At 57.8% G+C, this 23,671-nt stretch carries 14 protein-coding genes and 1 tRNA gene; 13 read left to right on the top strand and 2 right to left on the bottom strand.

What is annotated here, in order from left to right; translation table 11 throughout:
* Nucleotides 1–15: 15 nt before the first annotated feature.
* The 3 genes from rpoC to AC2TDJ_RS08285 all read left to right on the top strand — a co-directional run bounded on the left by rpoC (nt 16) and on the right by AC2TDJ_RS08285 (nt 5,958).
* Nucleotides 16–4,257: a DNA-directed RNA polymerase subunit beta' gene (gene rpoC, locus AC2TDJ_RS08295; RefSeq protein ID WP_480841081.1), complete on the top strand. Its 4,242-nt coding sequence runs from the start codon at nt 16–18 to the stop codon at nt 4,255–4,257.
* A 262-nt stretch (nt 4,258–4,519) separates the two neighbouring features.
* Nucleotides 4,520–4,975: a macro domain-containing protein gene (locus AC2TDJ_RS08290; protein ID WP_480841079.1), complete on the top strand. Its 456-nt coding sequence runs from the start codon at nt 4,520–4,522 to the stop codon at nt 4,973–4,975.
* A gap of 113 nt (nt 4,976–5,088) precedes the next feature.
* Nucleotides 5,089–5,958 carry a DMT family transporter gene (locus tag AC2TDJ_RS08285; RefSeq protein WP_480841445.1) on the top strand — a complete coding sequence of 290 codons (870 nt, stop codon included), beginning with the start codon at nt 5,089–5,091 and terminating at the stop codon, nt 5,956–5,958.
* On the opposite strand, the gene AC2TDJ_RS08280 is transcribed toward AC2TDJ_RS08285, so the two are convergent.
* A complete protein-coding gene (locus AC2TDJ_RS08280; protein WP_480841077.1) occupies nt 5,943–6,749 on the bottom strand; it encodes a putative rhamnosyl transferase in 807 nt (268 codons plus the stop codon). The two genes, AC2TDJ_RS08285 and AC2TDJ_RS08280, sit on opposite strands and share 16 nt — an antisense overlap.
* 398 nt (nt 6,750–7,147) lie before the next feature.
* On the opposite strand from AC2TDJ_RS08280, the gene rpsL reads away from it, so the two are divergent.
* The 5 genes from rpsL to AC2TDJ_RS08255 all read left to right on the top strand — a co-directional run bounded on the left by rpsL (nt 7,148) and on the right by AC2TDJ_RS08255 (nt 13,498).
* Nucleotides 7,148–7,519, top strand: a complete 372-nt coding sequence (rpsL, locus tag AC2TDJ_RS08275; RefSeq protein WP_005621086.1) for a 30S ribosomal protein S12 — start codon at nt 7,148–7,150, stop codon at nt 7,517–7,519.
* 15 nt (nt 7,520–7,534) lie between these two features.
* Nucleotides 7,535–8,005, top strand: coding sequence for a 30S ribosomal protein S7 (gene rpsG / locus AC2TDJ_RS08270; RefSeq protein WP_010441203.1), 471 nt, complete (start codon nt 7,535–7,537; stop codon nt 8,003–8,005).
* 18 nt (nt 8,006–8,023) lie between these two features.
* The gene (fusA, locus tag AC2TDJ_RS08265; RefSeq protein WP_480841075.1) at nt 8,024–10,141 is read left to right on the top strand and encodes an elongation factor G; all 2,118 of its coding nucleotides are present in this window, start codon (nt 8,024–8,026) and stop codon (nt 10,139–10,141) included.
* Between the two features lie 60 nt (nt 10,142–10,201).
* Nucleotides 10,202–11,377, top strand: coding sequence for an elongation factor Tu (gene tuf, locus AC2TDJ_RS08260; RefSeq protein WP_480841073.1), 1,176 nt, complete (start codon nt 10,202–10,204; stop codon nt 11,375–11,377).
* 195 nt (nt 11,378–11,572) lie between these two features.
* A complete protein-coding gene (locus AC2TDJ_RS08255; RefSeq protein WP_480841071.1) occupies nt 11,573–13,498 on the top strand; it encodes a DUF3604 domain-containing protein in 1,926 nt (641 codons plus the stop codon).
* Nucleotides 13,499–13,512: 14 nt separating this feature from the next.
* On the opposite strand, the gene AC2TDJ_RS08250 is transcribed toward AC2TDJ_RS08255, so the two are convergent.
* Nucleotides 13,513–14,238, bottom strand: a complete 726-nt coding sequence (locus tag AC2TDJ_RS08250) for a lysophospholipid acyltransferase family protein (RefSeq protein WP_480841069.1) — start codon at nt 14,236–14,238, stop codon at nt 13,513–13,515.
* Between the two features lie 143 nt (nt 14,239–14,381).
* Here AC2TDJ_RS08250 and AC2TDJ_RS08245 point away from each other — a divergent pair.
* The 5 genes from AC2TDJ_RS08245 (at nt 14,382) to AC2TDJ_RS08225 (ending at nt 23,670) form a co-directional block, all read left to right on the top strand.
* A tRNA-Trp gene (locus AC2TDJ_RS08245) sits at nt 14,382–14,457 on the top strand.
* A gap of 754 nt (nt 14,458–15,211) precedes the next feature.
* On the top strand, nt 15,212–18,511 hold the full coding sequence (locus tag AC2TDJ_RS08240; RefSeq protein ID WP_480841067.1) for an adenylate/guanylate cyclase domain-containing protein: 3,300 nt from the start codon (nt 15,212–15,214) through the stop codon (nt 18,509–18,511).
* A 123-nt stretch (nt 18,512–18,634) separates the two neighbouring features.
* A complete protein-coding gene (locus AC2TDJ_RS08235) occupies nt 18,635–20,194 on the top strand; it encodes an FAD-binding oxidoreductase (protein WP_480841065.1) in 1,560 nt (519 codons plus the stop codon).
* A 40-nt stretch (nt 20,195–20,234) separates the two neighbouring features.
* Complete coding sequence (locus tag AC2TDJ_RS08230) at nt 20,235–21,920, top strand: hypothetical protein (RefSeq protein WP_480841063.1); 1,686 nt, start codon at nt 20,235–20,237, stop codon at nt 21,918–21,920.
* On the top strand, nt 21,913–23,670 hold the full coding sequence (locus tag AC2TDJ_RS08225) for a ferritin-like domain-containing protein (protein ID WP_480841062.1): 1,758 nt from the start codon (nt 21,913–21,915) through the stop codon (nt 23,668–23,670). The genes AC2TDJ_RS08230 and AC2TDJ_RS08225 overlap by 8 nt, the downstream gene beginning before the upstream one ends.
* The last annotated feature ends 1 nt before the right edge of the window (nt 23,671 follow it).

The raw sequence follows: 23,671 nt of genomic DNA, 5'->3' as shown, positions 1-23,671 counted from the left end.
GATTTGAGGTAACAAATGAACCAGGAAATCACCAACAACCCGTTCAACCCGCTGACGCCGCCGAAGGTTTTCGACGAGATCAAGGTCTCGTTGGCGTCGCCCGAGCGGATCCTGTCTTGGTCCTATGGCGAGATCAAGAAACCCGAAACCATCAACTACCGGACGTTCAAGCCCGAGCGTGACGGTCTGTTCTGCGCGCGTATCTTTGGCCCGATCAAAGATTACGAATGTCTGTGCGGCAAATATAAGCGGATGAAGTATCGCGGCGTTGTCTGCGAGAAATGCGGCGTGGAAGTCACCCTGCAGAAAGTCCGCCGCGAGCGTATGGGCCACATCGAACTGGCCGCGCCCGTCGCACATATCTGGTTCCTGAAATCGCTGCCGTCCCGCATCGGTCTGATGCTGGACATGACGCTGCGTGATCTGGAACGCGTTCTGTACTTTGAAAACTACGTTGTCATCGAGCCCGGTCTGACTGACCTGACCTACGGCCAGATGCTGACCGAAGAAGAGTACATGGATGCGCAGGATGCCTATGGCATGGACGCGTTCACCGCGAATATCGGTGCCGAAGCCATCCGTGAGATGCTGGCCCAGATCGATCTGGAAGCCGAAGCCGAGCAGCTGCGTGCTGATCTGGCCGAAGCAACCGGCGAGCTGAAGCCCAAGAAAATCATCAAGCGTCTGAAGGTTGTCGAATCCTTCCTCGAGTCGGGCAACCGCCCCGAGTGGATGGTGATGACCGTGATCCCGGTCATTCCGCCGGAACTGCGTCCGCTGGTTCCGCTGGATGGTGGCCGTTTCGCGACTTCGGATCTGAACGATCTGTATCGCCGCGTCATCAACCGGAACAACCGTCTGAAGCGTCTGATCGAGTTGCGCGCGCCTGACATCATCGTCCGCAACGAAAAGCGGATGCTGCAGGAATCTGTGGATGCTCTGTTCGACAACGGCCGTCGTGGCCGCGTGATCACCGGCGCCAACAAGCGTCCGCTGAAATCGCTGTCGGACATGCTGAAAGGTAAGCAGGGCCGCTTCCGTCAGAACCTTCTGGGTAAGCGCGTCGACTTCTCGGGCCGTTCGGTCATCGTGACCGGTCCGGAACTCAAGCTGCACCAGTGTGGTCTGCCCAAGAAGATGGCGCTGGAGTTGTTCAAGCCGTTCATCTACTCGCGTCTTGAAGCCAAGGGTCTGTCTTCGACCGTGAAACAGGCTAAGAAACTGGTCGAGAAAGAGCGGCCCGAAGTGTGGGATATCCTCGACGAGGTGATCCGCGAACACCCTGTCATGCTGAACCGTGCGCCGACGCTGCACCGTCTTGGCATTCAGGCGTTCGAACCGGTTCTGATCGAAGGTAAAGCGATCCAGCTGCACCCGCTGGTCTGTTCGGCCTTTAACGCCGACTTCGATGGTGACCAGATGGCCGTTCACGTCCCGCTGAGCCTTGAGGCGCAGCTGGAAGCGCGTGTTCTGATGATGTCGACGAACAACGTTCTGTCGCCTGCAAACGGCGCACCGATCATCGTTCCGTCGCAGGACATGATCCTGGGTCTCTACTATGTGACCCTGGAGCGCGAAGGCATGCCGGGCGAAGGCAAGGTCTTTGGTTCGATCGAAGAAGTTCAGCACGCGCTGGACGCCGGTGAGGTGCATCTGCACTCGAAAATCACCGCGCGGATCACGCAGATCGACGACGAAGGCAACGAAGTTCAGAAGCGGTATGAAACCACTCCGGGCCGTCTGCGCCTGGGTGCTCTGCTGCCGATGAACAACAAAGCGCCGTTCGAGCTGGTCAACCGTCTGCTGCGGAAGAAAGAAGTGCAGCAGGTGATCGACACCGTTTACCGCTACTGCGGTCAGAAAGAGTCGGTCATCTTCTGTGACCAGATCATGTCGATGGGCTTCAAGGAAGCGTTCAAGGCGGGCATCTCGTTCGGTAAGGACGACATGGTCATTCCGGGCGACAAGTGGGGCATCGTTGATGATACCCGCAATCAGGTGAAGGACTTTGAACAGCAGTACATGGACGGCCTGATCACTCAGGGCGAAAAGTACAACAAGGTCGTCGATGCCTGGTCGAAATGTAACGACCGCGTGACTGAGGCGATGATGAGCACGATCTCGGATGTGGCCAAGGACGAAAACGGTGCCGACAAGGAACCGAACTCGGTCTACATGATGGCCCACTCGGGTGCGCGTGGTTCGGTCACTCAGATGAAACAGCTGGGCGGTATGCGCGGCCTGATGGCCAAACCGAACGGCGACATCATCGAGACGCCGATCATCTCGAACTTCAAGGAAGGTCTGACCGTTCTCGAGTACTTCAACTCGACCCACGGTGCCCGTAAGGGCCTGTCGGATACCGCTCTGAAGACGGCGAACTCGGGCTACCTGACCCGTCGTCTGGTGGACGTGGCGCAAGATTGTATCGTGCGTGAGATCGACTGTGGCACCGAGCGTGCGATCACGGCCGAAGCGGCTGTGAACGACGGTGAGGTTGTCGCCTCGTTGGCCGAACGTGTGCTGGGCCGTGTGGCCGCTGACGATGTTCTGCGTCCGGGCACCGATGAGGTGATCGTCGCAGCCGGTCAGCTGATCGACGAACGTATGGCCGACACCATCGACGAAGCCGGTGTTCAGTCGATGCGTATCCGCTCGCCTCTGACCTGTGAGTCCGAGGAAGGCGTCTGTGCGACCTGCTATGGTCGTGACCTGGCACGCGGTACGATGGTGAACACGGGTGAAGCTGTCGGCATCATTGCCGCGCAGTCGATCGGTGAACCCGGTACACAGCTGACCATGCGGACCTTCCACATTGGTGGTGTTGCGCAAGGTGGTCAGCAGTCGTTCCAGGAAGCCAGCCAGGAAGGTGTTGTTTCCTTCGAGAACCCGCAGATTCTGGTCAATGCCGCAGGCGAAAGCCTGGTCATGGGCCGGAACATGAAGCTGGTGATCAAGGACGAACACGGCGAAGAGCGTGCCAACCACAAGCTGGGCTACGGTTCCAAGCTGTTCGTCAAGGACGGCACCAAAGTGGCCCGTGGCGACAAGCTGTTCGAGTGGGACCCGTACACCCTGCCGATCATCGCCGAGAAAGCCGGTACTGCGAAATATGTCGATCTGGTTTCGGGCCTCGCTGTCCGCGACGAGACCGACGAAGCAACCGGTATGACCCAGAAGATCGTGATCGACTGGCGCGCCGCCCCCAAAGGCAGCGACCTCAAGCCTGAGATCATTCTGGTCGGTGAAGATGGCGAGCCGGTCCGCAACGATGCGGGCAATCCGGTTCACTATCCGATGTCGGTGGATGCGATCCTGTCGGTCGAAGACGGTCAGCAGGTTGAAGCCGGTGACGTTGTCGCGCGTATCCCGCGTGAAGGCGCCAAGACCAAGGACATCACCGGTGGTCTGCCGCGTGTGGCCGAACTGTTCGAAGCGCGTCGTCCGAAAGATCACGCGATCATCGCAGAAGCCGATGGTTACGTGCGCTTTGGCCGCGACTACAAGAACAAGCGCCGCATCAGCATCGAACCTGCTGACGAGTCCATGGAGACCATCGAGTACATGGTACCCAAGGGCAAGCACATCCCGGTCGCCGAAGGGGACTTCATCCAGAAGGGTGAATACCTGATGGACGGTAACCCGGCTCCGCACGACATTCTGTCCATCATGGGTGTCGAAGCGCTGGCGGATTACATGATCGACGAGGTGCAGGACGTCTATCGTCTGCAGGGCGTGAAGATCAACGACAAGCACATCGAAGTCATTGTGCGCCAGATGCTGCAGAAGTGGGAGATCCTGGATTCAGGCGACACCACCCTGCTGAAAGGCGAGCATGTCGACAAGCAGGAGTTCGACGCGGCCAACGAGAAGACCATCGCCCGCGGTGGTCGTCCAGCTCAGGGCGAGCCGATCCTCTTGGGGATCACCAAAGCCTCGCTGCAGACGCGTTCGTTCATCTCGGCGGCGTCGTTCCAGGAAACCACTCGCGTGCTGACCGAAGCTTCGGTTCAGGGCAAGAAAGACAAGCTGGTTGGCCTGAAAGAGAACGTCATCGTTGGTCGTCTGATCCCCGCCGGTACCGGTGGTGCAACCCAGGCCGTTCGCCACATCGCGCAGTCGCGTGACAACGTGGTCATCGAAGCCCGCCGGGAAGAGGCCGAAGCGGCCGCTGCTCTGGCCGCGCCGATGATCGACGACGACATGGTCGGAGACGAGCTGGACGTACTGGTCGAAACTCCGGAAAGCCGCGAGTAAAATTTGCCAAACAGATAATGAAAAGGCCCCGCGATTGCGCGGGGCCTTTTTTTATTGCCTAATGCTGTCCGCTTTGCACGTGAAATTCAGCGCTCTACGGGCGGTTCGGCAGTTCGTGCGCTTCAAGGAGCGATGTGCACCGTGGAAACTGTTCCGGTGGTTTCCTACCGGACCTGCTGGCTTGCCAGGAAGAGAGCTGGCACGCGCGATGAGGCACCGACATCGGAATGGAACGAATTTGTAGCGGACACGGAGGAATTCGATGGAAACGATCAAGGGCGATCTCATCCAGCTTGCGATGATCGGAGAGTTCGACGTCATTGCGCACGGCTGCAACTGCTTCCATGCAATGGACGCTGGAATAGCCAAGATCATTGCCTCCAAGTTTCCCGAAGCGTTTGAGGCCGACATACAGACGGATTACGGGGTTCGGTCGAAACTCGGTACCATCTCGTCGGCAACCATCACCCGAGGTAGCGCCAGTTTCGTCGTCGTAAACGCTTATACCCAGTTTGATTGGAAAGGACCTGGCAGAAATGCCGATTACGATGCGATCTCGGGGTGCTTCGAAGAAATCGCGCGTCGTTTTCCCACGGCACGTGTCGGGTATCCGCTGATTGGTGCCGGCCTCGCTGGCGGCGATTGGTCCGAGATTGAGCCGCGAATTGACAAGGCCCTGACCGGCCTGGACCACAGGCTGGTCGTGTTTTCCGGATAGTTTCAACATTTGAATGGCTTTTGCGCCCGAGTATTCGCGCGCCGATGATTATTGACAACCCGGCGCAAAATCCGGCCAATGAGCCGAGCAACGTAGTTTGGAATTCCCCCGATATGACGCCAAATGTCAAAGGCGCACTGCTGATGATGGGCAGCATGGCGGCCTTTACCGTCAATGACACGCTGGTGAAGCTAGGGTTGCGGGATTTGCCCCTGTTTCAGCTGATTGCCATGCGCGGCGTCCTGGCCACGATCCTTGTATATGTGTTGGCACGTCATCTGGGCACGCTGCATCTGAATTTTTCAAGGCATGACAAATGGCTGGTGGCCTTGCGCTGCCTGAGCGAGCTGTCCACCACGTTCTTTTTCCTGACTGCGCTCATGCATATGCCGCTGGCAAATGTGACAGCCGTGTTGCAGGCGCTACCGCTGACGGTGACGTTGGGGGCGGCATTGTTTTTTGGTGAAAGCATCGGCTGGCGGCGTATCTTAGCGATCGGGATGGGGTTTGCAGGCATGTTGCTGATAGTCAGACCCGGTCCGGAAGGGTTCAGCCTCTATGCGATCTTCGCGTTGGTTGCGGTGCTGTCCATCACAGTGCGGGACCTGATCACCCGACGCATGTCGGCTGATGTCCCCTCGATGGTTGTCACGCTGGCCACGTCGCTGACGATCACAGTAACAGCCGCTATTGCGTCTGTGTTCCAGGGCTGGGTGCCGGTCTCTCCGGCGACCGGAAGCCTCGTGGCCTCGGCGGCATTCTTTGTTCTGATGGGTTACCTGTTCAGCGTCATGGTCATGCGGGTAGGGGAGGTCGGGTTTGTCGCGCCGTTCCGATATTCCAGCCTGTTGTGGGCTCTGGGGTTGGGATGGGCTGTTTTTGGCGACTGGCCGGATCCTGTCACGATGATTGGTGCCGCTTTGGTCGTCGGTGCAGGGTTGTTCACACTGTTCCGCGAACGCGCTGTTCATGCGTCGGAATAATACTGCTGCACGGCAGGTGCGTTCACCGCAAACCGTTCGGCAAAAACTTTCGTAAGATCCTTGTTCAATATCTCAAGTTTCAACTTTCCCTTGCGCGCATTCGGTGAATCGTTGAACCCGTTCAGAGTGCGTATCCACATCGGCGCGTCCGGGTAACTGACGACAGGCATGAACCGGCCCATTTTCTGATGCGCGAAATTCATAACCGTCAGATCGCAATCGCCTCCGACATACATTCCCAACCCGGCGGAAATGAGGCTGCGATAAAGGTGCATCGCGCAAATGCCATCCTTGCCGGGTTCCGCCAGATAGCCGCTATTGAAATCGAGGGCGACGGTGTAATTGGCCCCGAGCAGCCCCGGGCAATCTTGGGCCGCACCGCGCAGACGTTCGACGAAATCCACAGCGACGGCATCGTCATCGTCAAGCCGAAATTGAATGCAGGGTTTCGTCGGGCTTTTGCGTGCGTCGTTCAGTATGTACTTCATGACCTTGCGATGCTCATCCGGGGCCTCTGCAAAGATGCGGACCTGCTTCAAGTTTGCAGTCAGATCATGCAGCCTTTCGATGGATTCTTTGGGCAGGCAATCTCCGATCACAATGACAAAGTCGAAATCTGTATCCGTTTGCGCGCGCAGGCCGGGCAGAGTCAGGGTTTCGAACAGATGAAACCTCTCGTTCAGGCGGTCGGCGGCATAGAGATAGGCGCGCCGATCATCAATCGTGTCGTGTTCGACCTGAAACCCGCCTTTGGCGGGGTAGGAAAAACGGCACAGGCCGATGACTTGCATGATTCAACCTCAATAGATTTTGCACGATGAGACTATGCTTTCACACCGCCCGGCCCGCAACTGATCAGAGGACTGGATGCGCGCGACACGCTTTGATAAACAAGCGAAATCTGGCCCGCGGACAGTCAAAAGGGCTGTGCTGTTGACACTCGGGCCGACTCCCCCTATTACGCGCGTCATCTCGGTACCGGGGGCCGCCCCATAACCGATTTCAGTAATGAACTGGTCAAGGCCCGGGCAATTTTGCAGTTCGCGCCCTCTGATAACCAACCGCGACGTTCACCTCGGAATGGGAACGCTCGCGGATTTTGCGCTTGTGGACGCATGAGTGCAGCGAATTTAACCGCACGCAACGCGCGTGCATGTCATGTGTGTTGCAAAACGGGGAAGAAACCGGAATGCCAACTATTCAACAGCTGATCCGCAAGCCGCGGCAGCCCAAAGTAAAACGCTCGAAGTCCATGCACCTGGAGCAGTGCCCGCAGAAACGCGGCGTCTGCACCCGCGTGTACACCACCACACCGAAGAAGCCGAACTCGGCTATGCGTAAGGTTGCCAAGGTGCGCCTGACCAACGGGTTCGAGGTCATCTCGTACATCCCCGGTGAAAGCCACAACCTGCAGGAGCACTCGGTTGTTCTGATCCGTGGCGGCCGTGTGAAAGACCTTCCCGGTGTGCGCTACCACATCCTGCGCGGTGTTCTGGATACTCAGGGCGTCAAAGACCGTAAGCAGCGTCGTTCGAAATACGGCGCGAAGCGTCCCAAGTAAGAAGGAGAGGCTGATATGTCACGTCGTCACGCCGCCGAAAAACGCGAAGTCCTGCCTGACGCCAAATTTGGCGACAAGGTACTGACCAAATTCATGAACAACCTGATGATCGACGGCAAGAAGTCGGTCGCAGAGCGCATCGTTTACAACGCATTTGACCGCGTTGAGAACAAGGTAAAGCGCGCTCCTGTCGAAGTGTTCCACGAAGCGCTCGACAACATCAAACCGTCGGTCGAGGTTCGCTCGCGCCGGGTTGGTGGTGCAACCTATCAGGTTCCGGTCGAAGTGCGCCCCGAGCGCCGCGAAGCACTGGCCATCCGTTGGCTGATCACTGCTGCGCGTGGCCGCAACGAAAACACCATGGAAGAACGCCTCGCCGGTGAGCTGCTGGACGCTGTACAGTCCCGTGGTACCGCCGTGAAGAAGCGTGAAGACACCCACAAGATGGCAGAGGCGAACAAAGCCTTCAGCCATTATCGTTGGTAATCCGAGAGGCTTAGACCAATGGCACGCGAATATCCGCTCGAACTGTACCGTAACTTCGGTATCATGGCGCACATCGACGCAGGTAAGACCACCTGCTCGGAGCGTATCCTGTATTACACTGGTAAATCCCACAACATCGGTGAGGTGCACGATGGTGCAGCCACCATGGACTGGATGGAGCAGGAGCAGGAACGCGGCATCACCATCACTTCGGCTGCGACCACCACCTTCTGGGAACGCACCGAGGACGGTCAGACCGCCGATACCCCCAAGCACCGCCTGAACATCATCGACACCCCCGGCCACGTTGACTTCACCATCGAAGTTGAACGCTCGCTGGCGGTTCTCGACGGTGCCGTCTGCGTTCTGGACGCAAACGCCGGTGTTGAGCCCCAGACCGAAACCGTGTGGCGTCAGGCTGACCGCTACAAGGTTCCGCGTATGGTTTTCGTCAACAAGATGGACAAGATCGGCGCGGACTTCTTCAACTGCGTCAACATGATCGAAGACCGCACCGGCGCGCGCGCTGTTCCGGTTGGTATTCCGATCGGTGCCGAGTCCGAGCTGGAAGGCCTGATCGACCTGGTCACCATGGAAGAGTGGCTGTGGCAGGGCGAAGATCTGGGCGCAAGCTGGATCAAAGCTCCGATCCGCGACAGCCTGAAAGACATGGCTGACGAATGGCGCGGCAAGATGATCGAAGCGGCCGTCGAAATGGACGACGACGCGATGATGGAATACCTGGAAGGCAATGAGCCCGACGTTCCAACCCTGCGCGCCCTGCTGCGCAAAGGTACTCTGGAAATCGCGTTCGTTCCGGTTCTGGGTGGTTCGGCGTTCAAGAACAAGGGCGTTCAGCCTCTGCTCAACGCTGTGATCGACTATCTGCCCAGCCCGCTGGACGTTGTTGATTACATGGGCTTCAAGCCCGGCGACGAGGAAGAAGTTCGTGACATCGCCCGTCGTGCAGACGACAACATGGCCTTCTCGGGTCTGGCGTTCAAAATCATGAACGACCCCTTCGTTGGCTCGCTGACCTTCACCCGGATCTACTCGGGCACCATGAACAAGGGTGACTCGATCCTGAACTCGACCAAAGGTAAGAAAGAGCGCATCGGTCGTATGATGATGATGCACTCGAACAACCGGGAAGAGATCGAAGAAGCGTTTGCAGGCGACATCATCGCGCTGGCGGGTCTGAAAGACACCACCACCGGTGACACCCTGTGTGATGCGAAGGATCCGGTGGTTCTGGAAACCATGACCTTCCCCGATCCGGTGATCGAGATCGCGGTTGAGCCCAAGACCAAGGGCGACCAAGAGAAGATGTCCCAGGGTCTGGCCCGTCTGGCCGCTGAAGACCCGTCTTTCCGTGTGGAAACCGACCTGGAATCGGGTCAGACCATCATGAAGGGCATGGGCGAACTTCACCTGGACATCCTGGTGGACCGTCTGAAGCGCGAGTTCAAGGTTGAGGCGAACATCGGTGCACCGCAGGTGGCGTACCGTGAAACCATTTCGATGCCTGTCGAACACACCTACACCCACAAGAAACAGTCGGGTGGTTCGGGTCAGTTCGCGGAAGTCAAGCTGGAGATCACCCCGACCGAGCCGGGCGAAGGTTACTCGTTCGAAAGCCGCATCGTTGGTGGTGCCGTTCCGAAGGAATACATCCCGGGTGTCGAAAAAGGCATCCAGTCGGTTATGGACAGCGGCCCGCTGGCTGGCTTCCCCGTGATCGACTTCAAGGTTGCCCTGCTGGACGGTAAGTTCCACGACGTTGACTCGAGCGTTCTGGCGTTCGAAATCGCATCGCGGATGTGTATGCGTGAAGGCATGCGCAAAGCCGGCGCGAAACTGCTGGAACCGATCATGAAGGTCGAAGTGATCACCCCGGAAGAATACACCGGCGGTATCATCGGCGACCTGACCTCGCGTCGGGGCCAGGTGTCTGGTCAGGAACCGCGCGGCAACGCGATCGCGATCGACGCGTTCGTTCCGCTGGCGAACATGTTCGGCTATATCAACACTCTGCGTTCGATGTCGTCGGGCCGTGCCCAGTTCACCATGCAGTTCGACCACTACGATCCGGTTCCGCAGAACATCTCGGACGAGATCCAGGCGAAATACGCATAAGCGAAGATTTGAGGGAGCTCGGGTAACGGGCTCCCTTCATTACCGAAAAAGGAGGCCATCATGGCAAAGGAAAAGTTTGAGCGTACAAAACCGCACGTCAACATCGGCACGATTGGCCACGTTGACCACGGCAAGACCACGCTGACCGCAGCAATCACCAAGTATTTTGGTGACTTCAAAGCGTATGACCAGATTGACGGTGCGCCGGAAGAGAAAGCGCGCGGCATCACCATCTCGACCGCCCACGTGGAATACGAGACCGACAACCGCCACTACGCGCACGTCGACTGCCCCGGCCACGCCGACTACGTCAAGAACATGATCACCGGTGCCGCTCAGATGGACGGCGCGATCCTGGTTGTGAACGCCGCTGACGGCCCGATGCCGCAGACCCGCGAGCACATCCTGCTGGGCCGCCAGGTTGGCATCCCGAAGATGGTCGTGTTCCTGAACAAGGTTGACCAGGTTGACGACGAAGAGTTGCTGGAACTGGTTGAGATGGAAGTGCGCGAACTGCTGTCCAGCTACGACTACCCCGGCGACGATGTTCCGATCATCGCAGGTTCGGCTCTGGCCGCGATGGAAGGCAACAACCCGGAAATCGGCGAAGAGAAAATCAAGGAACTGATGGCGGCCGTTGATGACTACATCGACACCCCCGAGCGTGAAGTCGACAAGCCGTTCCTGATGCCGGTTGAAGACGTGTTCTCGATCTCGGGCCGTGGTACCGTTGTGACCGGTCGTGTCGAGCGTGGCGTGATCAACGTTGGCGACGAGATTGAAATCGTCGGCATCCGCGACACTCAGAAAACCACCTGTACCGGTGTTGAAATGTTCCGCAAGCTGCTGGATCGCGGTGAAGCGGGCGACAACATCGGCGCCCTGCTGCGCGGTATCGACCGTGACGGCGTTGAGCGTGGTCAGGTTCTGTGTAAGCCGGGTTCGGTGACCCCGCACACCAAGTTCGAAGCCGAAGCCTATATCCTGACCAAGGAAGAAGGCGGCCGTCATACTCCGTTCTTCGCGAACTACCGTCCGCAGTTCTACTTCCGGACCACTGACGTGACCGGTACCGTGACCCTGGCCGAAGGCACCGAGATGGTCATGCCTGGCGACAACGTCGGCTTCACCGTCGAGCTGATCGCCCCGATCGCGATGGAAGACGGCCTGCGCTTCGCCATCCGCGAAGGCGGCCGCACCGTCGGCGCCGGCGTCGTGTCGAAAATCATCGAGTAAGTCGCGTAAGCGAATGAGCAGACAGAAAGGGCGTCCCTCGGGGCGCCCTTTTTTTCATTGCCGGATTTTCTCCCAGCTTGGCAGAATCGAAATTCCACGACATTGTATTCAAGACTGTAAATATAATGTTTTTTAGAAAATAGATGGCGAGCAAAACCAAAAGAGCCTTTTGCGTAGCCGTTTGTGGAGGAAAAAATGGTTCGGTTCCTGACCTCGTTCGCCTTAGGTTTTGTTTTTGCAACATCGGCATTCTCGGATGGTGCCCCAAGCAAGGAAGCGGCCGAAGGAACCTTTGCAGAGAAGCCGTTTTCGCCCTATGCGAACCGGACTATCCCTGAGCGGCCGCTTTGGGGGGATACGCACCTTCATACGGGCCTGTCCCTCGATGCTGGAGCCTTTGGCAATACGTTGCTACCGGATGAAGCGTGGCGGTTTGCGAAAGGAGAGCAAATAATCTCTTCGACAGGACAACCCGTCAGGCTAGCGCGACCGCTGGACTGGATGGTTCTGACTGATCACACGGATCTGATGGGCTTCGCGCCAGACCTGCAGGCGGGCAAGCCGGGGGTGTTGTCCCATCCCAAGGGACTTGAGTGGTATGAAGGGTACAAGGCTGGCGGTGATGCGGCAGGCGAGGCCGCATTTGACATAATAGGTAACTTTTCTCAGGGCACTTTGCCTGAGGTTCTTCTGAACTCGTATAGCCCGGGTGCAGACGCATTTGCCTTCACCTGGGAGCATATTGTGATGGCCGCTGAGCGTCACAACGATCCGGGGAAATTTACCGCATTCATCGGTTTTGAATGGACGTCGGTTCCAAAGGGCTTCAACCTGCACCGCAATGTCATGTTGCGCGACGGTCCAATTCGGGCATTGCAGTTTGTGCCCCCGGTCACGCAGCCCCCATTTGGTGATACGGACCCGAAAAGCCTTTATGCATGGCTCGAGCGGTATCAAGAGAAAACGGGCGGGCGCGCAGTTGCATTTGCGCATAACGGCAACTTGTCAAATGGCTGGATGTTCCCGACCGAGGATACGTATCATGGCGGGAAAGTCGACGAAGAGTACGTGAGCAATCGCGCCAAGTGGGAACCCCATTACGAAGTGACCCAAATCAAAGGGGATGGCGAAGCGCACCCGTTTCTGAGCCCGGATGACGAGTTTGCCGACTACGAAAACTGGGACGTTGGGAATCTGGATATCACAGAGCTCAAGACGGACGAAATGCTGGCCGGCGAATACGCGCGCGAGGCATTGAAGCGCGGTCTCATGTTAGAAGAAAAGTTTGGAGTGAATCCTTATAAATTCGGCATGGGTGGGGCGACCGACAGCCATACATCACTGGCAACTGCCGAAGAAGACAACTATTTCGGCAAAAGCGTCAGCGCCGAACCCTCCTCAACCCGCGTGCTACATCCGTTTGTGCAAAGCGATTTGGGCGCCTTCGAAGGCCACACACTTGTCGCCTCCGGCTACACCGCCGTTTGGGCCACTGAAAACTCGCGCTCCGCCATTTTCGACGCTTTCAAACGTCGCGAGACGTATGCAACGACCGGACCTAGAATTTGGCTGAGATTCTTCGGCGGTTGGGACTTCAATGAAGAAGACCTTCAGACGCGCGCTGTCGCTGATGTCGGCTATGTCAAAGGCGTTCCGATGGGCAGTGATCTGAGAGAACGCGAAGGTGACGGGGCGCCAAACTTCCTGATCGCTGCTTTGCGCGATCCGGTGGGCGCAAACCTAGACCGGGTGCAGGTTGTCAAAGGTTGGCTAAGGGCAGACGGAACGCTGCAGGAAAAGGTCTATGATGTCGCATGGTCCGACGGCAGAGAGCCGGATGGAAACGGCAAGCTACCCGCAGTGGGTAACACTGTGGACCTAGAGAAGGCGAGTTGGATAAACAGCATTGGCACATCCGAGTTCGTCACGGTGTGGACCGATCCTGACTTCGATCCTGCCGAGAGGGCGTTCTACTATGTCCGTGTTCTGGAGATTCCGACTCCGCGTTGGGTTTTGTACGACAAGCTTCGCTATGGGGTGGAGTTGCCGCCGGAGGCTCAGTTGACCCACCAGGAGCGGGCCTATTCCTCGCCGATCTGGTACACACCCAAGGCGGAATGAGATATATCCAGACCTTAGGCCTGGAACTGCGCTGATTGCGGTTCCGGGCTCCATGGTTCGCGACCAACCATTCGGTCCGCTTCGGCGGTGATGTCGTTCATGTGCTGCTCAAGGCATTGCCGCAAAGACTCAATCTGGTCTTCGGTCGCTTTGCGGGGCACGGTTTCGGTCCATTCCCGGCACAGAAACACGCCTTCGTTGCGCCAGGGGCGCGGCATCAGCAAACGATCCCAGGTGCTTGCCTCGCGGCCATATCGGGCCGAGTAGGTGATGCCAAAGACCCGTTTGCCCGAGGTGCGGGCCCAGATGAGCGGTACCGTCGATGAAACCCGTTCCGGACCACGGGGCCCGTCTGCGGCGATGCCGATCGAGACGCCTTGTTTCATCTTGCCCAAAACTTCTCGGGACAGGGCGACATGACGTTTTCTGCTGGTCATGGCGATGGTATCCATCCCGAACAGCTTTTGAACGCGGCCGACCATGCTGCCTGCACGCGCGGCAGAAGTGATGGAACAGATCCGCCCTTTGTCGAGGGGGAAGAAATAAGGCGACTGGGCCAGACGTTGATGCCACAGGACAACGATGACCGGCTCACCTTGTTCGGCCAGCTTGTCAAGCTCTTCATAGCCGATGCGCTGCCAGCGCGTATTTCGGTGGACCAACCGGATATAGCTTGCAATGCGCCGGGCAAACCAGTTCAGAACGGCTTCGCTGTCGGCGATTTTCTTGCGGATGCTCAAGAGTGGTGTCCTTCTGCTGGCCGAGCCCTGTCTTAAAGAACTGCTCGTCAAGCGCAACTTTTTTGTCAGGCGGCAAACTGTCGGAGAATGTGAAAAAGCCTCTTGAGTCCGCCGCGCCACTGGCATATCTGAGGGCGCACCATAGGGGTATAGCTCAGTTGGTAGAGCGACGGTCTCCAAAACCGTAGGTCGCGGGTTCGAACCCTGCTGCCCCTGCCATTCAAATCAATCACCGATCCCGCATTACGCTGCCCGCTGAGTTTCTGGAGGCGGCCCGCGCAAGCGCAATCTGGCGGAAAACCGTGACCGTCGGCAGGTCGGACGGCATATTGGCGTGGAAGGTTCGAGGGGCTGGCCGAGGGGGTTATCACCAGCCCCTCTCGGGGATCTACGGTCCGATAAATGCGTTCCGATAACTTCACTTTATGATTTGCATGGACACAGCGAAATTGGGGAAATCCCTTAATGGCGCCATTTTCTGGCGGCCGATTTTCGTTTCAAATCTGAAAACAGTGAATTTCCCAATGAATCGTGGACACAATTTTGCCACAATGTCACTCTGCGTTGGTGGGCGGCACGTCTGAATTTTAGCACATACTGGTTTTTCAACTGGTTTATCGAGGGGGTTACGAGTGCGAGGTGCCGCCCCACGAACCCTCCCTTCCATGATCTGCTCATTTCTCTGACAGCCTAAATGCTCCTCATAGAGCATTTTCGTGCTGACACGGACAGTGCACTTGCTTCGGCGCTTCCGCTCTGGGCGGACAAATGTGTCACGAATCTGGCTGTTGGAAGTCCGTCTGCCCCCGTTAATTCACTTGACGTTTTGGGGTAGAAAGAAAAAGCTACCCGCACAGCCGATGAAAGCGCCAGTTACTTGGCCTAAGCTGCCAAGGCTGAACGGCTTTTACTCGGGACTGGTCTGCTCTGGCCGGTGGCGGTAAGCCGGTGTCGGATGGGGACAGTGGGGGCAATGACAGAGATTGGCGCATATTTGGAGGAGCTCGGGCTGGAGAAGTACGTGCCCGTATTCTCGTCGAACGAAGTAACGCTGTCGGATCTCGCGCATTTGTCCGAACACGATCTGATTGACATGGGGTTGCCGTTGGGGCCAAGGCGGCGCCTTATGGCGGCATTGAGTGACACCGGGGCCGTTGCTCCGGTCATTGGGCATGGCAAGATTGTCGCCGAACGGCGGCAACTGACGGTGATGTTCGTGGATCTGGTCGGTTCAACAGCCATGTCAGAACGCCTGGACCCCGAGGATCTGGGTGAGCTGATCCGACGTTTCAAGGAAACCTGTACAACCGCAGTTGCGCGGTTTGGGGGCCACGTTGCCAGCTTCATGGGCGATGGAGCGATGATCTATTTCGGGTATCCGCACGCGCTTGAAGATGCTGCCTCACGCGCCATTAACGCGGGGCTGGAAATTCTGGACGGCTTGAAACGCATCGAAGGGCAGGAAACGCTTCGGGCGCGGGTCGGGGTGTCCACCGGGCTGGTGGTGGTAGGCACCATCCACGGCGAGGGCCTGAAAGAGCATGACGTGGTTATGGGGCGCACACCGAATCTGGCCGCACGGCTGCAGGCACTGGCCGAGCCGAACGATCTGATCATCAGCCCATCGACCCGAAGATTGATCGGAAATGCCTTTGATCTGGAAGACAAAGGCCATTTTGAACTGAAAGGTTTTTCTGAAAAGATACAGGCTTGGACCGTCACTGGTCAGGCCCGGATTGAACGACGTTTCGATATCATGCCAGGCGCAGGCGCCGGTCGGCTTGTGGGGCGCCATTCCGAGTTTCACAAGCTGCGTGAGAAATGGCACGAAGCCAGCCAGGGCGCCGGTCAATCGATCCTGATTACGGGCGAGGCCGGCATCGGAAAATCCCGCCTGATCGAAGGGCTTGGTCAGGAATTGCAGGGACAGGACGTGTTGCGGCTGAATCTGCAATGCTCGCCATTGCACGCTAACAGTGCTCTGTTCCCTGTCATTCAGCATCTTGAAAGCGCAGCCGGTCTTGCACCTGCAGACAGTGATGCAGAAAAACTGGCGAAGCTGGCGCATATCATGCGACGCCATCCGCCCGAGCATCTGCGTCTGATTGCCGATCTTCTGAGTGTCGACGCCGATAGCACGTTGGGCCCGCTTGAATTGCCGCCGCAGGTCAAGCTTGAGAAAACGTTGGAAGCGGTGACGGAACAATTGGCGGCGCTGGCGCAGGAAAAGCCTGTTCTGCTGCTGTTCGAGGATATGCACTGGGTCGATCCGACGACTTTGTCGCTGACCAATCACGTGATCGAAAGTATCAGAGATCTGCCGGTACTTATTGTGATGACCGCCAGGCCGGGTTTCGATCCGGGCTGGGGGCATCACAACAATACTTTGCATATTCCCCTCAGGCGTTTGGCAAATCGGGACGTCGCCGAGATCGTTGCAGACGTCGCTGGGGGGAACGCGGTTCCGGCCCCGGTTTGTGAGCTTATCGCGGCCAAGACCGACGGCATTCCGCTCTATGTGCAAGAGGTTACGCGCGCCCTGTTGGAATCGGGGCAGTTGCAACTGACGGATAAGGGCTATGCCCTCACAGGCCCGCTGCCGTCGTTGTCGGTGCCCAACACGCTCAAGGATTCGTTGATGGAGCGTCTGGACCGCCTAGGCATGGCCAAGGAAGTGGCCCAGACCGGGGCGGTATTTGGACGCCAGTTTTCGTTGGCCTTGTTGGCGTCTGTTTCGATCCTGTCGCCGACAGTGTTGCAGGCGGGCTTGGATCAGCTGTCCTCGGCAGGGCTGATCCTTCAGGTTTCGGAATCCGCAGGGGATGAGTTCATGTTCCGGCATGCGCTGATCCGCGACATGGCTTATGACAGCCTGTTGCGCACCGAACGCCAGGTCATGCACGACCGGGCGGCCGGCGCGTTGCTGGAGAACCGGCCGCAAATGGCGCAGACCCAGCCCGAAGTTCTGGCGCAGCACTACACATTGGCCAATCGCAAAGATGAGGCCGTCGAACATTGGCAAAAGGCCGGGCGTCGCGCAATTGAAAGGTCGGGCCTGGCCGAGGCATTGACCCACTTGTCAAAAGCGTTGGACGAATTGGCGGATTTGCCGAAAAGCCAGGAGCGGGACCTGCGCGAAATTGACATTCAAATCCTGCGCGCGGGTGTGTTGCGGTCCACAAGCGGAATACCGGGTGACGCCACCGGCGAGGCCTACGCCCGTCTGCGCGAACTGTGTCACCGCGCGAACGAGACCGAGAGGTTGTTCCCCGTCCTGAACGGGCTTTATGCATTCCATCTGGTGCGGGCCGAATACCGGATGGCCCAGGACGTGGCTACTCAGATTCTCGACCTCGCGGCAGACAGTGGCCGGACCGAGCATCAGATGGTTGGCCATCGTGCTATGGGCGCGGTCCAGTTGCATCTGGGCAACCTGCCAGAGGCAGAGAAGCATCTGGAAAAAGCCTGGGCGCTGTACGACTTTGATCAGCACGGCCAACTTGCCTATGTCTATGGCACCGACCATTCGGCGATCACAGCGGCGTTTTTGGGGACGTGCTACTGTCTGATGGGACGGCACGAGGAAGCCTTGCGCATACAGCGCACTGCACTGGGGCTTGCACAAGAACTCAACCACGCACACAGTGTCGCGCAAACCCTGGTCTACATGTGCAAGGTCCACCTTCTTTCCCGCGATATTCCCGCTTTGCGGAAGGATGTCGAGACATTGGCCAAGGTAGCGGAAGAGCATTCCTTGCCCCTGATGGCAACCATCGCGCGCTTCTGGGGCAGTTGGGCCGACGCAGCGACAACGCCGAACGCAGAGAGCATAGAAAACCTGCACAAGGCTGCCGAAGCCTGGTGGGCCGTCGGGGCAGGGAACTACAAAAGTTACTTCCTGTCCCTTATTGCAGAGCTGCAAATACAGGTCGGCGACTACGATGCTGCGCGGCGCATGCTGCAACAAGCCGGGCGGTTTCTGGCAGACACAGAAGAGAAATGGGCCGAAGCAGAGCACTTGCGAATACAGGCCGAGTTGACGATTGAAACAAGCGGAGACCCGGAGCCTCTGCTGCTGCGTGCAATCGAAACTGCCGGAAAGCAAGGTGCGCGCCTCTACGAGCTGCGCTCGGCCGTAGCTCTGGCCCAGTGGCGCCAGCAGAACGATGCACCGCTGGGCGATGATCTTGGGTCGGTTCTGGCGCGGTTCGCTCGGGATGACGACTTGCCCGACCTGAAAGAAGCACGCTTGTTGTTGGAAACATTGACTTGACCGAAGGGGTCGATTGCTGCCAGCTTGGGTGCGGGCAGATATGGGTTGATACCTGAAATTCAATTTCAAAGCGCGGATCCAGGCGTATCTGCGCCCATGTCGTATCTGTATTGAGGAGCGCCAATGCGCAAGATCAGTAAGACCCTATTGTCCAAAGATCGCATCATTCAAAGCCGAACGGATCTGACGCTACAGCGGTTTCACCCGATCAAACCGAAGCAGATCCGCGCGTTTGAAAAGGGGTTGATTGGTTCGGTGGTATTGCCAACGGACCCGGACTACAACAATGATCGGCAGGTCTGGAATCCGGCGTTTCAGGACTATCCCGAAATCATCGTATATTGCGAAACCATTGAGGACGTGCGTGCCAGCCTTGCTTTTGCGCGCGAGCACGATCTGTGGGTGGTCGCGCGGTCCGGCCGACACAGTACCGCGGGGTACTCGGTCAACAACGCAATGGTGCTGGACACCAGCCGAATGCGCTATGTGACCGTCGATCCGGATATGCCGATGGCGTATGTGGGTCCGGGCACGCCGTTCAAGATGCTGAACTCTGTGCTGAACTCGTATCACCTGCATGTGCCGGGCGGGGCCTGCCAGGATGTCTGCGTGGCGGGCTTCATGATGGGCGGTGGGTACGGTTTCACCTCGCGCCTGTTCGGTATGGCCTGTGACAACGTGCTGGGCGTCACGGTCATGTTGTGGGATGGCAGCATCGTGATCGCCGACGAAGAGACAAACCCTGACTTGTTCTGGGCCATCCGGGGAGGAACCGGCAACAATTTCGGTGTGCTGCTTGAAATACGTTACAAGCTGCACAAGCTCTACAAGGTCTGGGGATTCCACATCAAATGGCCGCTGAAGAAGGCGGCCAAGGCGCTGGAGTTTCTGCAGGCCAACTATATGAGAGACGGTATCTCCGACAAGTTCGGAGCTTATATTTTTCTGGCATATCAGGGGGACGAAAAGGTCCTGCTGGTCTCGGGTCTGTATCACGGCAGCAAGAAAGACGGAATGAAGGTGATCCAGCCGCTGCTGGACAAACCCATCGGTGGTCAGCTTGAGAACCAGAAGACCGGGACGTATCAGCAGATCAACTCGTGGCTATATGACGAGAAATACGACATTCCGGTCGTTCCTGATCAGGCCCGCGAGGACAAGCAGGCCGGTTACATTGATCGCCAGCTCAGCGCGTCGGACTGGCAGTTGGTGGTCGACTACCTCGACAGCACGCCGAATGCGTATGGCGCCGTCGCGATCGAGCCCTACGGAGGTGCCATCAACAAAGTGCCGGTCGGCAAGGACGGCAATGCCTTCATTCACCGCAATGTCTCGTTGAATTTTTACGTGGATGTCTTCTGGTTGTCCGAAGAAGAAAAGGACATTGTCGTGCCGTGGCTTGACGGGTTCATGAAGCTGATGAACGAGAAAGAGTTCTTTAACGGTCACGTCTATCAGAACTATCCGCGCCGGACGCAGCTGAACTATCGCTGGATGTATTGGGGCGACAATTTCAACTCTCTTCTGTTCGTGAAGCAGAAATACGACCCGCACAATTTCTTCCACTATCAGCAGAGTATTTCTCCGGTCCCCAAGGGATCGCCCGGGTACATTATCCGGGACAAGTCCAAGTCGTTTTTCAAGGACAAGACAATCAGTTACCAATTCTATTCCAAGCCCTGAAAACAGGGACCGCCATGGCCAAACGGGGGGAGGGCCCAGCATGGATACGATACAGGAGATATTTTTTTTGCCACCAATGGCGGTTGCCCGTTTGGGGCCGGGTGAAACACCCCTGGAAAGCTATGAATGGCAACAGGACATGGATGCGCATGGGAACAACAAGACCGTAATCCGATCCAACGTGACCCTGCGCGAAAACGAGGATGGCAGCATCTCAGCCTATCTGCCCGATCCCAAGACAATTCGGTTCCGGGATGAAGGCGGTGCCTTGCGCCCGGTCGCGCCGTTTTTTGAGCTGTGGGCCAGGATGCATGATGCGGAAACCGGTGAAGAATACGAAACCCCTGTTTCGCTGGATTTTCTCGATGGGCAGGGGCTGTCGCTGCAGCATATTCGGTACACCGTTGCAGTGGGCAACCAGAAGGCGGAACGTCGGACCGGCGACGCGGCTTGCGGTTTCAGGGCTCGGGTCGAAATCGCGGGCGAGGATTTTGCGCCGAAACCTCTGCTGGCCTTCAGTCCCCATACATCCGAGCAACAACCGATGGTCTATGAGCATAACCCGATCCCTCTGGGGTCGGTGCGCGCCATCCACCCGGTGCGCGGTCATGACGAGCCCGTCAAAGGTCAGCCTGTCGACCGCAGCATCCTGCGTTTGCGTTTTACCCCGCCCAAGGGCGAGGTCTATGGCCCACCCGACGCTGCCTACGGTCCGGCAACGCTGGCCGTACCGGGCTACCAGAACGACCCGCCGAAATCCGAGTATGGTCGCATTCACGAAATCGTACCCGAACAGAACCGCATTCTGAACCCGGATACGCCGTGGTCGAAATGGATCATGATGAGCGGGATGTCGGACGACCCCGAACCGCATGACAGCTATGACGGCGCGCGCGTGGGAAACGATCAGTCCTGGGGCGTGGCTGACGATACCAGCGACGGCACGATCGAGGCCACATTGTCCGTGCGCGGGCAAAGGTTTACCGCAAGGGCGAATATCATGACGGGTCCGCCTGATTTCGCTCCGGACTGTCGGCCGTTCTACAGTCTCGAAGACGACCTGGCCGACCGTGACTTATCTCTGGTGTCCGTAACCAAAGACAATTTCGTGCAGGCCAAGGCCGAAGTCGTCGATATTTTCCGCCGTGCGTTCGAGACCAACAGCCTGATCAATCTCGACGATATTCGGGCACAGGGCCTGAAGGACAACGCCAAGCTTCAGGCAAAAACCAAGATTTCACCAACCGAGGGCCTTCCCTCGACCGACGCGGCCTCGATGACCGAAGAAGACGCCAGACCGCCCGACAAGATCCCTGACCTGATCCGACCGCAACCTGTGTCGGTGTTCTCGAACTCGGTGCCGAATGACCGGCTGCCCTACACGGTGGCGACCAAATTCGTGCACGAGCAACTGATTGATGAGGAGAATCTGCTGGATTTTCTGCGCCGTCGCCCGGATTTCGTGAAAACCCTGCTACGTCCCCCTTATGGCATCCTGACTCAGCTTGAGACCGACCCGAACTCGGACCAGACGCCGAACCCGAACTTCCGTGATCCGCGGATTGTGCGCGACATGATGCACGATGCGCGGATGCCGCCTTATATGCGCGATTCCAACTATTACCCGCTGTCCCTTTCGCGGCGGCAATACCATCTGGTGATCTCGTTCATCGACTATCTGGCGGCGCAATCGTCCTCTCAGGAAACGGAGGTTCAGGATGTCTGATCGCCCCGACCAAATCCGCGTCAAACCCCGCAACCTGACAGCGCGCGCAGCCTATAAGGTGCCGGGCAACCCGGACAATACGCGCATGGACGGATCGGTCGGAAACTGTTTCCCCGGCCTTGAGATGGATGTTCGCAATCTCGACCGGCGGTTTTTCCCCGGTCTGGTTTTCAACGCGGCGCGTGTCCCGCTCAGCCCGGTGCCTGAGGCACCGAAGAACACGCAGGGCTTCCATCTGGTCTTTGTCGACTATTTCTACGACCCGATGCTGCCCGACAACAGCCCCGAGGACTGGGTGCAATCCCTGTTGACGGCCTATAGCGGTGAGGTTGGCGCCAAGCTCAGCCAGGGCCGCTGGTTCCTTTCCTGGGTCGAACAGGGGGGCAAGCGGATCACCTTCAGGGATGAGAATGGTGAGCCGTATGACGGGCTCATGGTGTGGCGTTTTATTCGCAGCCTGGAATGCGGTGACGGCAACCCGGTCACCATCGCGCTGGAACGCCGCAATCACGATGGCGTTGTAGATACCGAGCAAGTGGTTCTACATGGTTATCGCCGCCAGTACAGGACCGACGCCGGAGTGTTCAGCGACGCCTATGACCCCGGTGAACTGACGCAGAGCCTGTGCAATCCCTGGTCCCACGATTTTCGCGATTGCGGTTGCCACTACTGGCCGTCGAACCACCCCGATGTGGTGGTTGCCGAAGTGCCGCATGATGCTGCTCTGCCCACTGGGCAACCGGACAATCCCATCGCGGCCGAGACCTATCTGGACTGGTTGCGGTCGGACAAATCTCCGTCCGGGAACGTGGCAGCGATGAATACGGTGGAACAGAACCGCCCTTATCAGATTGACCACTATCAGGTGAACAAGATGTGGAGCGAGCTGCCCATTGTGGTGGAAGGCCGGGAAACCGGGGAGGTCTACGAAGTTGATCCGGAATTGCCGGATACCGAGCCCTACGATTCGATCGAAGAAATGATCGATGATCTGCAAGAGCGGTTGGCTTCGATGGAGATGACGCTGAGCCTGCAGTATCTCTACGCGTACTTCTCGCTGGCCGATCCCGAGACGGCCGATACCAAGCGTTGGCCGACGCTGAAAGACGATCTGATTTTTGCCCGTCGCGCTTTGGTGGAGGTCGCCGTCGGAGAAATGACCCATATGCGTTGGGCCAACCAACTGCTGTGGGAACTTCAGGGTGACGCATACAAGCCGGTCCTGACCCCCGCCAAGACCCTGCGCTTTGGGCCGGGGCACGGAAAGGTCTACCTCAGGTCGCTACGACCGCTGACACAGGAGGCAATCGACGATTTTATCGAGATCGAACGCCCCGGAGGATACATCGACCGTGCTTATGCGAAATGTGTAAAGACGTTGGAGCAGAAGACCTTCACCAACCGCCGCCTCTTCGCCCTGGCTGTGCGGATCGACAGTGACGGTGACGAGCATTTCCTGCGGTTCCGCCAAATGAAAGAGGTTCTGGCCAAATACGATACCGGAGAGGGGACTCCTGCGTATCTGCGACCGGTTCAGGTGGGAACCGAAGCGCAGACCAAAGACGCGCTCAGGCTGTTTGAGCAGGTCAAGGATGGCCTGAACAACGCTTACGCTCTGGAGGCCAAAAATCAGTACGAAAAGGCGCAAGATTACATTCAACAGGTGCGTGACATCATGAAACTGCTCCGCGTCGAAGGCGAAAAGCTGGCGGCGGAAGAGATCGGTATCCCGTTCTGGCCGGAGGATTGAG

This window comes from Ruegeria sp. HKCCD6647-2, assembly GCF_057221075.1.
The sequence above is the reverse complement of the archived record's forward strand: the minus strand, read 5'-3'. Positions and strand labels throughout refer to the sequence as shown.